The organism is Altererythrobacter sp. KTW20L (assembly GCF_023501975.1).
GTDB lineage: Bacteria > Pseudomonadota > Alphaproteobacteria > Sphingomonadales > Sphingomonadaceae > Alteraurantiacibacter.
Genome location: NZ_JAMFLH010000006.1, coordinates 209,509 through 222,855, shown reverse-complemented (window position 1 = coordinate 222,855; position 13,347 = coordinate 209,509). Strand labels below are relative to the sequence as shown.

The following is a 13,347-nucleotide window of genomic DNA, read 5'->3' as shown; positions in this document are numbered from 1 at the left end:
GGATAGCGGCAACGGACCTAGACGAAGCGGTATTGCCGCTGTTCGCCCGGCGCGCCGTCCTTGGTTGCACCTTCGAGCGGCTCTGCGGGCTGTTCGGCTGCAATGGCGGCGATACGGGCGTGCTGTTCGCCATCGCGCATACGGCTCCACCCGTCGGGCCCCAGCTGTTCGAGCGGACGATAGCGGACCTTGTATTGCATGCGCGGCGAACCATCGACCCAATAGCCGAGATAGACGTAGGGCAGCCCTGCTTCCCCCGCCCGGCGGATGTGGTCGAGGATGACGTAGTTACCAAGCCCGCTGCGCTCCCCGCACTCCGGATCATAAAAACTGTAGATCATGGAGAGCCCATCCCCCTGGCGATCGGTCAGGCAGGCTGCCACCAGCTTGCCGGGCCGACCATCATGACCGGGTTCCCTGTATTCGATTACAAAGCTGGAAACCGAAGTATGTTCCACCATGTCAGCATAATCCACCTCGTCCATCGCGGCCATGCCGCCGCCGGGGTGCCGGCTGGCGAGGTATTTCTGCAGCAGGGCATACTGTTCGGACGTGGCCCAAGGGCGGCATTCGCTGACCACCAGGTCATCATTCGCCCGCAGCGTGCGGCGCTGGGTGGCAGAGGCGCGGAACTCGCTGGCGACAACACGCACCGACACACAGGCGCGGCAATCAACGCAGGACGGGCGATAGGCAACGGTCTGGCTGCGGCGGAACCCGATGCGGCTGAGGGCATCGTGCAGCTGTTCGGAATGCGGCCCCTTCAGTTCGGTGAAGACCTTGCGTTCCGTTTTGCCGGGCAGATAGGGACACGGCGCAGGGCTGGTCACGAAGAACCGGGGAAATCGAACGGGCGCCGTCACCTCTTCGCTGATCCTCTTGGCCAGATGGTTTGATCCACTTTCAGACATGCCCCGCTATGAAGCGGGGATTCGTCGGTTGAAACGATCTTAACCACAATTCGGTCCAAGGTCAGGGTTAATTTGCACAAGCCTGCGGGTAACTGCCGCAAGCCGCCCCGAAACGGATCAGTTCAGTTCGACGTGGCTAACCGAATAGCCTGTACGCCTGAGGTCGGAGATCAACGCTTCGAGCTGTTCGCGGTCGCGCGCCTCGCACTCGATATCGGTCACCAGGCCCTTGGCGGGCAGGTTGGTGAAAATCCGCTGGTGGTAGATTTCGAGGATGTTGACGTTGTGCCGGTTGAACAGGTCCATCACCTTGAACAGCGCGCCCGGCCGGTCCTGCAGGTTGATCTGCAACCGCGCCAGCCGGCCCGACCGCGCCAGGTCGCGCAGCAGCACGTTGGCGAGCAGCCGCGTGTCGATATTGCCGCCGCACAGCACCAGCCCGACCTTGCGCCCCTGGAACCGCGCCTTGTGCGCCAGCACCGCCGCCAGCCCGGCCGCGCCCGCGCCCTCAACCACGGTCTTTTCGATCTGTAACAGCAGTGCGACCGCTTCTTCCAGGTGCGGTTCTTCGACCAGCACGATATCGTCCACCACATCGCGGATGATCTGGCGGGTGTAATGCCCCGGCTCCTTCACCGCGATGCCTTCGGCCAGGGTATCGCCGCCGCAATCCAGCGCCTCGCCCCGGATGTGGCCATACATCGACGGATAGAGCGCGGCCTGCACGCCGACCACTTCCATTTTCGGGTAAAGGTGCCGCGCCACGGTCCCCATGCCGGAGATCAGGCCGCCGCCGCCGATCGGCACTACGATTGTATCGAGATCGGGCGCGTCGGCGAACATTTCCAGCGCCACCGTGCCCTGCCCTGCGGCCACCAGCGGATCGTCGAACGGGTGGATGAAAGTCAGGCAGAGCTGCTGCTCCATCGACCGGGCATAGGCATAGGCTTCGTCGAAGGTCTCGCCTTCCAGCATCACCTTGCCGCCGACGCTTTCGGTCTGCATCACCTTCACCGTGGGCGTGGTGCGCGGCATGACAATGGTGACCGGCACGCCCAGCCGGGTGCCGTGATAGCTGAGCCCCTGGGAATGGTTACCGGCGCTGGCCGCAATCACGCCCTTGGCGCGCTGCGCCGCATCGAGGTTGAGCAGGGCATTGAGCGCGCCGCGTTCCTTGTAGGCCGCAGTGAACTGCTGGTTCTCGAACTTGAGCCAGATCTCCGCGCCGGTAATCTTCGACAGCGTGCGGCTGTGCATCGTGGGCGTGTGGACCACGGCATCGCCGATCCGATCCGCGGCGGCGCGGATATCGGCGATGTCGAGTTTTGCGGGCGGTGTTGTCCCCTGGTTCATGGGGCACGGCCTATCGCATTTTTTCGCGCAAAGGGAACCCTCGTGCACATTCGGGAGTGCAAAGATTGCTTTAGCGGGCCTTAGTTGGCAGTCAGGCGGCGATGAACACTCCCCTCGATATCGCATTTCTGGGCCTGGGCACGATGGGCGCCCCGATGGCCCGCCACCTCGCTGCCGCCCGACACCGCGTAACCGGCTGGAACCGCACCCCCGCCCGCGCGCAAGGCTGGGCCGATCATTGCCGCACGCTGGGGCTGGAGGTGAATGTCGCCCCGTCCGCAGGCGATGCCGTGGCGGGCGCACAGGTGGTGCTGTCGTGTCTTGGCAACGATGATGACCTCGCCGATGTGATGCTGGGCGATGATGGCGCGCTGGCGGCGATGCAGGCGGGCGCACTGTTTGTGGACCACACGACTGTCAGCCCGGACATCGCACGGCGGCTTGCGGCAGAAGCAGACACGCTCGGCCTGCTCGCGCTCGATGCGCCGGTTTCGGGCGGACAGGCGGGCGCAGAGAACGGCAAGCTGTCGATCATGTGCGGCGGCAGCGTGGTGGCGATGGACGCCGCGCGCCCGGTGATGGAAGCCTATGCCCTGCGAATGGTCCACATCGGCCCGCCCGGCGCTGGCCAGGGGGCAAAGGCCGTCAACCAGGTGTGCATCGCGGGAGTTCTGGCCGGTTTGTCGGAAGGGCTGCGGCTGGCCGAGGCGAGCGGGCTCGATCTTGATGCCGTGTTCGAAGCGATCAGCGGCGGCGCGGCGCAAAGCTGGCAGATGGACAACCGCTGGAAGACCATGGCGGCAGACGAGTTCGATTTCGGCTTCGCGATCGACTGGATGCGCAAGGACCTGGCCATTGCGCTGGCCGAAGCGCGCGAATACGGCCTGGACCTTCCGGTAACCGCGCAGGTGGATGGCTTTTATGCCGAAGTGCAGGCCATGGGCGGTGGGCGGCAGGATACCAGCGCGCTCGTCCGCCACCTTGGCAATGGAGGCGAGGCATGAAGGGCCGGATGATCCTCCCCGAAACGGGGAGGGGGACCATGCGCAGCATGGTGGAGGGGCGCACCGCCTCTCGCCCCACCACCACCCTTCGGGCGGTCCCCCTCCCCATTCTGGGGAGGATGCTGGCCGCGAGCGCGCTGCTCGTCGCTTCGCCCGCGCTGGCCGATACCCATTTCGACAACCTCGCCGGGCTCTCGGTCCGCGCCAATGGCAGCGTGGACCGCTTCGCCGGCATGGTGGTCGATGACGATGGCCGCATCGTGCAACTGCTCGATTTCGGCGACCGGCCGACAAGCGAGGTCGATTTCTACGTCGACCTGCAGGGCCGCGCCGTGGTGCCGGGCTTCATCGATTCGCACGCCCATGTGATGGGGCTGGGGCTGTCGAAGCTGACGCTCGACCTGTCGGGGGCCACCAGCCTCGACGAGGCGCTGGCCATGGTGCGCGCCTATGGTGCCCAGTATCCCGGCCGCCCCTGGCTGGTCGGGACCGGCTGGAACGAGGAGCGCTGGGGCCTTGGCCGCCTGCCCACCGCCGCCGATCTCGATGCCATCAGCGATGGCCGCCCGGTCATGCTGGAGCGGGCGGACGGGCACGCCGTGTGGGGCAATTCCCTTGCACTGGAAACCGCACGGATTACCGCGCAGACTGCCGATCCCGCGGGCGGGCGGATCATCCGCCAGGCCGGATCACGCGCACCCGCGGGCGTGCTGGTGGACAATGCCATGGCGCTGCTCACCGCCCATGTCCCCCCGCCCCGCCCGGGCGATCGCGACCTTGCCCTGCACCAGGCACAGCGCGCCTTCTTCCGCCACGGAGTGACTGCCGTGGCCGACATGGGCACTTCAATCGAGGACTGGATGACCTTCCGCCGCGCAGGCGATGCGGGCCGCCTGTTGTTGCGGATCATGTCCTATGCCGACAGCGTGCCGACCATGCTGCTGATCGGCGGGCCGGAACCGACCGGCTGGCTCTATGAGGACCGGCTGCGCCTCAACGGCGTCAAGTTCTGGCTGGATGGCGCACTGGGATCGCGCGGGGCCATGCTGAAAGCGCCCTATACCGACGAGGCGGGCCATCGCGGCCTCGCAGTGCTTGACGGCACGCAGTTGCGCAATTCGATGAGCCGCGCCTCGATGGACGGGTTCCAGGTGGCGATCCATGCCATCGGCGATGCTGCCAATGCCGATGCCCTGGCGGCGATTGACCAGCTTTCGGAGGACTTCAAGGGCGACCGGCGCTGGCGGATCGAACATGCGCAAGTGGTCGATCCGGCGGACTTCGCGCTGTTCGGCCAGCACGGCATCATCACCTCGATGCAGCCGGTCCACCAGACCAGCGACCGGCTGATGGCCGAAGCGCGGCTGGGGCAGGACCGTCTGGCGGGGGCCTATGCCTGGGACTCGATCATGGCCACCGGCGCGCGCATGGTGTTCGGATCGGACGCGCCGGTGGAAGTGCCCGATGTGATGGAAGGCATTGCCGTGGCGATCAGCCGGGTGGACGCCAATGGCGAGCCTGTGGGCGGATGGCAGCCGGGTGAAGTTGTCAGCCGCGAAGCCGCGCTGGCCGCTTTTACCGCTGGCGGCGCCTATGCCGGTTTTGCCGAAGGGCGCTTCGGTTCATTGCAACCCGGCGAACGGGCCGATTTCGTGGTGCTGGACGACGATCCGCTGGTGTCGCGCGCAGAGGATATCCGCCGCATTACCGTGCTGGAAACGTGGATTGCCGGGCAGCGGGTGTGGTCGGTGGAGGACGGGGAGTAGCTGGCCGCTAACCCTGCTCAACCGGCGGAACTTCGGCTTCCGTCTCCGCCTCGGCCGCCTGCTTCGCGGCGCGCTTCTCGGTCACGGACATGATCACCAGCGATCCCTCGAACAGCAGGATCAGCGGGATCGCCAGCATCAGTTGCGACACAATATCGGGCGGCGTGGCAAAGGCCGAGATTACGAAGATCGCCACGATCAGATAGCGTCGCGCTCCGCTCAACTGCGCCCGGCTGACGATGCCCGCCCTGTTGAGCAGCAGCAGCAGCACCGGCAGCAGGAAGCTGATGCCGAACGCCAGGATGAACTGCATCACCAGCGTCAGGTAGTCATCGGTCCCCGGCAGCGCCTCCATCGACAGGCCGCCCATGTCGCCTTCAAAGCCGATAAACCAGCGGAAGGCCGTGGGCATGACGATGTAATAGGCCAGCGCGGCCCCGGTGGTGAACAGCACCGGCGTGGCGATCAGGAAGGGCAGGAACGCACCCTTTTCCTTGGCATAGAGGCCCGGAGCGATGAAGGCCCACATCTGGTTGGCAATCACCGGGAAGCTGACGAAGAAAGCGGCAAACAGCGCCACCTTGATCTGCACGAAGAACGCCTCGTACAGCCGGGTGAAAATCAACCGCCCCTCGCCATCGGGGAAAGCCTGGACCAGCGGCTGGACCAGGAAGCCGAAGATCTGGTCGGCGAAATAGAAGCACACGACAAAGGCCAGCGACAGCGCGACCACGCAGCGCACCAGCCGCCGCCGCAGTTCGATCAGGTGATCGAGCAGCGGAGCCTGGCTCTGGTCGAGATCCTTGAGCTTGAACGCCACGGTCACTCGCCCGCCTTGTTAGGCGTGGGTGCCGGAGCGGGTGTTGCTGTCGGCGGGGGCGGAGTGACGCTCTCGGCACTGGCGACGGGCGGTGCGGGAGTAGTCGGCGTCATGGCGGGCGGCGGCGAAGGATAGGCCCCCGTCTGGGCCGCATCGGCGGGGCCGCCATTGGGATGGAGCCGCATCACCTTCTCGTTCTGCTCCTTCCACTTCTTCTCCATGTCCTCCATCTCCGCCTCGCGGATCATGGCATCCAGACCGGTACGGAAGTGGGTGGACATGCGCCGTGCCTTGCCGATCCAGCGGCCCGCCTGGCGAAGGGCGGCAGGCATGTCCTTGGGGCCGATGACGACAATCGCCACCACGGCTACCAGCAGGACTTCGGACGCGCCGATATCGAACACCGGCTGCTATCCCGCTTACTTGTTGCCGGAGGTATTGGCAGTGGTGTTGGCAGGCGTTTCCGTGGGAGCAGGCGCAGCTTCCGGCGACGCAATCTGCGCCGGCGGTGCCTGCGGGGCGGCGGGCTTGTCCTCGCCGGTCTCGCTCATGCCCTTCTTGAAGCTGTTGATGCCCTTGCCGAAATCACCCATCATTTCGGAGATCCGCCCGCGCCCGAACAGGACGAGGATGAGGATGGCGATGATTGCAAGCTGCCAGGGTCCAAGACTCATTGGTTTACTTTCGATTGGGGTGGTGCGCCCGATATAGGCACATTGTCGCCGGTATGCCACAACCTTGGTTTCGTCAGTCTTCGTCGGCATCCGGCTCGGCAGGCTCCGGCTCGTGCGCGGTGTCGCTGCCAATGGCGACATCATAGGCTTCATCCACCGGATCGAGCAAGCCCGCTGCCTTCAACTCGTCGATTCCCGGCAGGTCGCGGCGGCTCTTGAGGCCGAAGTGGGACAGGAAATCGGGCGTGGTGGCATAGATCACCGGGCGGCCCGGCACTTCGCGCCGCCCTTCCACCCGCACCCAGCCCGCTTCCATCAGTACGTCCAGCGTGCCCGCGCTGGTCTGGACGCCGCGGATCCCCTCGATCTCGGCGCGGCTGACGGGTTCGTGATAGGCAACGATGGCCAGCACTTCGGTCGCCGCACGGGACAGGCGGCGCAATTGCTCCTTCTCGCGGCGCAGCAGGTGGGCCATGTCGGGCGCGGTCTGGAACTGCCAGCGCTTGCCGCGCTCAACCAGGTGGACGCCGCGCAGGGCATAGGTCGCCTGCAATTCGGCCAGGGGGCCGCGCACCTCGGCCCCTTCGAGGTGCGCGGAAATCTCCTCGGCCGTCATCGGTGCCTCGGCGGCGAACAGCGTGGCTTCCACCGCGCGCACCAGGTCGTCAGGGGCCTCCATCAGGCTTTCACCCGCCTGAGGTGGATCGGGCCGAAAACCTCCTCCTGCCGCATCTCCGCCCGCCCCATCCGCGCCAGTTCCAGCGCGGCGACAAAGCTGGAGGCGAGCGCGGAACGGCGCAGGCGCGGGTCGGAATGCACCGGCAGGAAGCTGCGCAATTCCATCCAGTCGAGGCTGACGCCGAGCATGGCGGACACCCGGTCGATCGCGGCATCCAGCGTCATCACCGGGCGGTCGCGCACCATGTGGACCACCGGCTGGGTGCGCAGCTTCACCTGGCCATAGGCGTGGACCAGCCCATACCAGTCGCACTGCCACTGGTTCTTCTTGAGGATCTTCAGGCCTTCGGGCGCGCCGCGCACAAACACGTCGCGCCCCAGCCGGTCCCGCGCCATCAGCCGCGCGGCGGCATCGCGCATCGCGCCCAGCCGTTCCAGCCGGAGTTGCAGCCGCAGGGCAAGTTCTTCGGGGCTCGGGTCCTCCTGCTCATCCTTGGGCAATAGCAGCGCGCTTTTGAGGTAGGCGAGCCAGGCGGCCATCACCAGATAATCGGCGGCAATCTCCAGCTTCAGCGCCTCGGCCCGCTCGATATAGTGGATATACTGGTCCACCAGCGCCAGGATCGAGATGGCCTTGAGGTCCACCTTCTGCCGTCGTGCCAGGTCGAGCAGCAGGTCGAGCGGCCCTTCCCAGCCATCGAGTTCGAGATAGAGCGCGGCGTCATTGGCCGAAGGTGCGGCGGGGCCGTCCCACTCGTCTGCCGTCGCTTCGTCGGGCGCAGAGAGGATCAGGCCGTCGTCCGTCATGCCGCCTGCACCTGGGCCAGCAGTCCATCACGCGTGGCGAGCAATTGCGCCCGGTCGGCTTCCTGCCCTTTCGGATAGGCCAGTGCGGCATCGAGGCGGGCAGAGGCTTCGGCAGTCATGGCGGGCAGGCGATCGGCGATGCCCTGCATATCCTCCATCCTGCCCCAGCAGTTGAGCACCACGTCGCAGCCTGCCGCAATGGCCCGCTCGCTGCGTTCGGGGATTGTGCCCTGCAAGGCCTGCATGTCGATGTCGTCGGTCAGCAGCAGGCCGGAAAAGCCGATCCGTTTGCGGATGATGTCAGCAATGATTCGGCTCGACAGCGTCGCAGGGCGGTCCGCATCCCATGCCGGGTAGAGCACGTGGGCACTCATCCCGATGGGCGCATCGTTGAGGCGGGCGAAGGGCGCAAGGTCGGTTTCCAGTTCCTCTGCGCTGGCCGTGACAATCGGCAATTCCTTGTGGCTGTCGGCCATGGCGCGGCCGTGGCCGGGCATGTGCTTGATGCAGCCGGTCACCCCTGCCCGCGCCAGCCCGTCGAGCACCGCGCGGCCCAGCGCCGCCACGGCCAACGGCTCTGCCCCCAATGCCCGGTCCCCGATCACGTCATGCGCGCCCGGCTGCCGCACGTCGAGCAGGGGGGCATAGTCCACCGTTATGCCAACCTCGGCCAGGTCCTGCCCCAGCAATTGCGCGTTAGCCCGCGCCGCCTCGATAGCGCTGGCCGGCGCCACCTGCCACAGGTCGGCAAAGGCCCAGCCGCAGGGGTATGCAGGCCAGACCGGCGGTTTCATCCGGGCAACCCGTCCGCCTTCCTGGTCAATCGAGACCAGCAGGCGCTCGCGCCCGTGGATTGTGCGCAAGTCGTCGGTCAGCGCGCGAAGCTGATCGCGGCTTTCCACGTTGCGGCCGAACAGGATGTAACCCGCCGGATCGGCCTCACGAAAAAACGCCCGCTCATCAGCGGTCAGCGCGGTTCCGGAAAGGCCGAAGATGGCGGGTGTCATAGGCGGAAGGAGTCGCAGGAATATGCGCCTGCTTCAAGCGTAAGCCGCGCAGATGGTGTGGACAGCCCTAGCGTTTGACCTGGCAATCCCCGCCTGCATTGCGGATCGATCGACATAATGCATCAGCCGCCGCGCCGTCGCTTGCCACGGCCTGCAGGCGATAGATCGTCCCGCTGTCCGCCGTGCCTTCGAGAATCCGGTGGTTGAGGCCCGACAGCGCCTCGAACCGGCCGCGCAACTGGTTCCATCCCGCCTCGGCCGAAGCGCGGCTGGAATAGGCGCCAACCTGGACGCCCACACCGGTCACGCGCGCCTGTGGGGTGGGGGACGTGCCGGGAGTGGCAGCAGTGGTCGGTGCAGCAGCCTCGATATCGATCGACGGGGCGGGATCATCGCTGGCCAGGCGGCTTTCGCGGCCCTCGCCCTGGCCCACTTCGAAGCTGAGATCGCCAGTGCCTGCCACCTGGGTGCCGCCGGCATTCTCGGGGCGGACCTTGTATGCCTCGTCCGGTGCGGCAATGGTGCTGCCATCGGGTTCGACTCCACCGGTGCGGCCGGAGAAGAAATAGTTGGCGCCGAACAGGATCGCGCCTAGCGCCACCACGGCCAGCGCGGCGAAGATCAGGATGCGGTAATCGCTGCCCTGTTCGACATCCTCGTCATCGGTTTCAAGCCAGGGGAGGGCATCGTCATCATCGGTCAGGGTGAGCTGTTCACCGGCTTCATAGGCTTCGCCTTGCGGCAGATCGCCGTCATTTTCTCCGCCAGGAAAGCCCATGATTACAACTCCTCCACCGCCTCCACGCCCAAGAGGGCGAGCCCGTTGCGGATTACCTGCCCGATTTGCGTGACGAGGAAAAGCCTCGCCGCCGACAGTTCGGGGGCCTGTGCCACGATGATGCGCTTTGCCTGATCGTCATTCCCCAGGTTCCAGAAGGCGTGGAATGTCGCCGCCAGTTCATAGAGATAGAATGCGATCCGGTGCGGCTCGCGCGCCTTGGCGGCGGCTTCCACCTCGCGCGGGAACTGCGCCGCCTGCTTGATAAGGGCGAGATCGTCCGCCGTCAGCAGGTCGAGATGAGCATCGGAGGGCACATAGCCTTCGGCCTCGCCCTTGCGCAGGATCGAACGGATCCGGGCATGGGCATATTGCACATAGAATACCGGATTGTCCTTCGATGCCTCGACCACCTTGGCGAAATCGAAATCCATCTGCGCTTCGGGCTTGCGGGCCAGCATGGTGAAACGCACCACGTCCTTGCCCACTTCGTCCACCATGTCGGCGATGGTGACGAAGTTGCCGCTGCGCTTCGACATCTTGGCGGGCTCGCCATTGCGGAGGAGCTGCACCATCTGCACCAGCTTGACGTCGAACGGGATTGCGGTCCCCTGCCCTTCGCTGAGCGCCATGACCGCTGCCTTGATCCGCTTGACCGTGCCCGCATGGTCCGCGCCCCACACGTCGATCAGTTCGTCGGCAGTTTCGGCCTTCTGCATGTGGTAAGCCAGATCGGCGCCGAAATAGGTCCACTTGCCGTCGGACTTCTTGATCGGGCGATCCTGATCATCACCGAATTTGGTCGAGCGGAACAGCGGCAGTTCAACCGGCTCCCAGTCGTCCAGCGTCTTGCCCTTGGGCTGTTCCAGCACGCCATCGTAAACCAGGTCATGGGCGCGCAGCCATTTCTCGGCCTCTTCCGGCTTGCCCGCCGCCTGCAGTTCGGCTTCGGACGAGAACACATCATGCTCGATGCCCAGCAGGGCGAGATCGGCGCGGATCTGTTCCATCATCCCGGCCACGGCGCGGGTGCGGAAATCGACCAGCCATTCGCTTTCGGGCGCGCCCACGAACCGCCCGCCCAGCTCTGCCGCCAGCGTCGCGCCGATGGGTTTCAGGTAATCGCCAGGGTACATGCCCGCCGGAATCTCGCCGATATCCTCGCCCAGCGCTTCGCGATAGCGGAGGTGGACCGAACGGGCGAGCGTATCGACCTGGCTACCGGCATCGTTGACGTAATATTCGCGGATCACCTCGTGACCTGCGCTTTCCAGCAGGCTGGCCAACGCATCGCCCACCACCGCCCCGCGGCAGTGGCCCATGTGCATCGGGCCGGTCGGGTTGGCCGAGACATATTCGACATTGACCCGCCGCCCCTGCCCCATGGTGGACTTGCCATAGCCATCGGCCATGGCGGCAATCGCCGCCAGTTCGGCCAGCCAGTTGGCAGGTGTCAGCTTGAGGTTGATAAAGCCGGGTCCGGCAATTTCGGCGCTCTCCACCAGCGGATCGGCGGCCAGCTTCTCGACAATCATTTCGGCCAGCGCGCGCGGATTGGTGGCGGCGGGCTTGGCCAGCACCATGGCGGCATTGGTGGCAAGATCGCCATGCGACGGATCGCGCGGCGGTTCCACCGCGACATTGCCGCGCGGACATCCGGCCGGCAGGTGGCCCTCGGCCTCCAGGGCAGCCAGTACGGCGTCGATCCGGGCCGCATAGGCGGCGTAAAGCGTGTGAATAGCGTTCATGCCCGCGCCGTTAGCCTGTTTGCCCAATCAACGGAAGACCGCCAACGGAAGGCGGCGCGGATCAGGTTTAGCGCGTGGCGTTGTACTGCAGTTGCGCGTCGGTCAGCTGGAAACCGACCAGCAGCTCGAAATTGGCGCGGGCCAGGGCAGCGCGCACGTTGGGCAGGGTAAGCGGATCGACCGCGGCATCGTCATCGCCAGCCTCGCGCGTGCGGGTGATGCGCTCGCGGATGTCGGCCGGCAAGGTCGCTTCGGCGCGGTCGATCAGCGCGCCCGCGGTGCCCGTGGCGCTGGCGCGCGCCTGGCCATCGGCGAATTGCAGCGTGACCGTGCGCAGACGCTTGGCAATCACCGCATCGCCGCCGCGCAGGACAGTGCCGAAATAGGTAAGCTCCACCGTGCGTGCGCCCTCGGTGTTGCGGCGCAGGGCCTGGATGTCGAACGTGGCGTCGCTGCGCACTTCGGCGCCGGTATCGTTGCAGGTGCTGCGGACATTGGTGATGACCGCGGTCAGGTCCATCGCATCGGCAGTTGTGGCGCTCGCAGGCGAGAACAGCGTGACATCGCCCGTATGCTCGGCAATGCCAACCGCCGGGCAGACGCTGCGCAGCGCGGTAATGCCCACGCCCTGCTGCACCACGATGTCACCTGCGGACTTGCAGCCAGCCAGGCCAATCGAGCCCAGAGCGGCGAGTGCGACGATCGAAGCAGTGCGGAGGTTCATTCCCGGTCCTTAGTACTTTACCAGGAGCAGCCCCTACCCCTTTCGCTTGGCGCCGACAACCGCTAGTGGCGTGGATATGAACGCTCCCTTTCCAAATGCCGCCACGCCTGCAGGCGGCACAGTCGACAACGCGGTGCAGAAGCGCCCGCTGACCGTATTGATCGCCGCCCCGCGCGGTTTCTGCGCCGGAGTGGATCGCGCGATCGAGATCGTGGAGCGCGCCCTCGAACGCTATGGCGCGCCGGTCTATGTGCGGCACGAGATTGTCCACAACCGCTATGTGGTGGACAGCTTGCGCGCCAAGGGGGCGGTCTTCGTGGAGGAACTGGACGAAGTCCCGCAGGGCGTGCCGGTGGTATTTTCCGCCCACGGCGTGCCGAAAAGCGTGCCCGCCGAGGCCGAGGCGCGGCAGATGATCTATGTCGATGCCACCTGCCCGCTGGTATCCAAGGTTCACCGCCAGGCCGAACGCCAGATCGAGGCCGGACGCCATATCGTGTTCATCGGTCACCGCGGCCACCCCGAAGTGATCGGCACGTTCGGCCAGGTGGCAGAAGGCCAGATGACGCTGGTGGAAACCGTCGAGGATGTAGCCACGCTGGAAGTCCCGCAGGATGGCAGCCTCGCCTTCCTGACGCAAACCACCCTGTCGGTGGACGATACGGCTGAGATCATCGATGCGCTGAAGGCCCGCTTCCCGCAGATCGTGGCACCCAAGGCGGAAGACATCTGCTACGCCACATCCAACCGCCAGGCGGCGGTCAAGGAGATCGCGCCCGAGGCCGAACTGGTCTTGGTGATCGGCGCGCCCAATTCATCCAATTCGCTGCGGCTGGTCGAAGTGGCCGAACGGTGCGGCACGCCCGCCAAGCTGATCCAGCGTGGCAGCGAGATCGAGGAAAGCTGGCTCGACGGGGTGACCACCCTGGGCCTCACCGCCGGTGCCTCTGCCCCCGAAGCCCTGGTGCGCGAAGTCATCGCGCGGCTGGGCGAATGGCGCGAAGTGGAAGAACGCGCCGTGCTGACCGCGCAGGAAACCATGATCTTCAAGCTGCCGCGCCAGCTTACCGAGTAAGC

General features: G+C 65.9%; 14 protein-coding genes. 3 read left to right on the top strand and 11 right to left on the bottom strand.

Annotated features, from left to right (window positions below; genetic code table 11):
• Positions 1 to 17 precede the first annotated feature (17 nt).
• Together M3P36_RS08080 and M3P36_RS08075 are read right to left on the bottom strand one after the other, a co-directional pair.
• Positions 18 to 863: an arginyltransferase gene (locus M3P36_RS08080; protein ID WP_249702734.1), complete on the bottom strand. Its 846-nt coding sequence runs from the start codon at positions 861 to 863 to the stop codon at positions 18 to 20.
• Between the two features lie 165 nt (positions 864 to 1,028).
• Complete coding sequence (locus M3P36_RS08075; protein WP_249702733.1) at positions 1,029 to 2,264, bottom strand: threonine ammonia-lyase; 1,236 nt, start codon at positions 2,262 to 2,264, stop codon at positions 1,029 to 1,031.
• Between the two features lie 101 nt (positions 2,265 to 2,365).
• Here M3P36_RS08075 and M3P36_RS08070 point away from each other — a divergent pair, with 101 nt between their 5' ends.
• Together M3P36_RS08070 and M3P36_RS08065 are read left to right on the top strand one after the other, a co-directional pair.
• Positions 2,366 to 3,268: an NAD(P)-dependent oxidoreductase gene (locus M3P36_RS08070; protein WP_249702732.1), complete on the top strand. Its 903-nt coding sequence runs from the start codon at positions 2,366 to 2,368 to the stop codon at positions 3,266 to 3,268.
• Between the two features lie 119 nt (positions 3,269 to 3,387).
• A complete protein-coding gene (locus M3P36_RS08065) occupies positions 3,388 to 5,034 on the top strand; it encodes an amidohydrolase (RefSeq protein ID WP_249702766.1) in 1,647 nt (548 codons plus the stop codon).
• A gap of 7 nt (positions 5,035 to 5,041) precedes the next feature.
• Here M3P36_RS08065 and tatC read toward each other — a convergent pair whose 3' ends face one another.
• The 9 genes from tatC to M3P36_RS08020 all read right to left on the bottom strand — a co-directional run bounded on the left by tatC (position 5,042) and on the right by M3P36_RS08020 (position 12,270).
• Positions 5,042 to 5,854 (bottom strand): twin-arginine translocase subunit TatC, encoded by an 813-nt coding sequence (gene tatC / locus M3P36_RS08060; protein ID WP_249702765.1) that lies wholly within the window; start codon positions 5,852 to 5,854, stop codon positions 5,042 to 5,044.
• Positions 5,855 to 5,856: 2 nt separating this feature from the next.
• Complete coding sequence (tatB, locus tag M3P36_RS08055) at positions 5,857 to 6,258, bottom strand: Sec-independent protein translocase protein TatB (protein ID WP_249702731.1); 402 nt, start codon at positions 6,256 to 6,258, stop codon at positions 5,857 to 5,859.
• Positions 6,259 to 6,273: 15 nt separating this feature from the next.
• Positions 6,274 to 6,528 (bottom strand): twin-arginine translocase TatA/TatE family subunit, encoded by a 255-nt coding sequence (gene tatA, locus M3P36_RS08050; protein WP_249702730.1) that lies wholly within the window; start codon positions 6,526 to 6,528, stop codon positions 6,274 to 6,276.
• A 73-nt stretch (positions 6,529 to 6,601) separates the two neighbouring features.
• Positions 6,602 to 7,207: an SMC-Scp complex subunit ScpB gene (gene scpB / locus M3P36_RS08045; protein WP_249702729.1), complete on the bottom strand. Its 606-nt coding sequence runs from the start codon at positions 7,205 to 7,207 to the stop codon at positions 6,602 to 6,604.
• Entirely contained in the window at positions 7,207 to 8,013 is an 807-nt protein-coding gene (locus M3P36_RS08040) for a segregation and condensation protein A (RefSeq protein ID WP_249702728.1), read from the bottom strand. The genes scpB and M3P36_RS08040 overlap by 1 nt, the downstream gene beginning before the upstream one ends.
• Positions 8,010 to 9,020: a beta-N-acetylhexosaminidase gene (gene nagZ / locus M3P36_RS08035; RefSeq protein ID WP_249702727.1), complete on the bottom strand. Its 1,011-nt coding sequence runs from the start codon at positions 9,018 to 9,020 to the stop codon at positions 8,010 to 8,012. Before nagZ ends, M3P36_RS08040 begins: the two co-directional genes overlap by 4 nt.
• A 67-nt stretch (positions 9,021 to 9,087) precedes the next feature.
• Positions 9,088 to 9,798 carry an SPOR domain-containing protein gene (locus M3P36_RS08030; protein ID WP_249702726.1) on the bottom strand — a complete coding sequence of 237 codons (711 nt, stop codon included), beginning with the start codon at positions 9,796 to 9,798 and terminating at the stop codon, positions 9,088 to 9,090.
• Between the two features lie 2 nt (positions 9,799 to 9,800).
• Positions 9,801 to 11,546, bottom strand: a complete 1,746-nt coding sequence (argS, locus tag M3P36_RS08025) for an arginine--tRNA ligase (protein ID WP_249702725.1) — start codon at positions 11,544 to 11,546, stop codon at positions 9,801 to 9,803.
• Positions 11,547 to 11,613: 67 nt separating this feature from the next.
• Positions 11,614 to 12,270 (bottom strand): hypothetical protein, encoded by a 657-nt coding sequence (locus M3P36_RS08020; RefSeq protein ID WP_249702724.1) that lies wholly within the window; start codon positions 12,268 to 12,270, stop codon positions 11,614 to 11,616.
• A gap of 76 nt (positions 12,271 to 12,346) precedes the next feature.
• Here M3P36_RS08020 and ispH point away from each other — a divergent pair, with 76 nt between their 5' ends.
• Positions 12,347 to 13,345 carry a 4-hydroxy-3-methylbut-2-enyl diphosphate reductase gene (gene ispH / locus M3P36_RS08015; protein WP_249702723.1) on the top strand — a complete coding sequence of 333 codons (999 nt, stop codon included), beginning with the start codon at positions 12,347 to 12,349 and terminating at the stop codon, positions 13,343 to 13,345.
• The last annotated feature ends 2 nt before the right edge of the window (positions 13,346 to 13,347 follow it).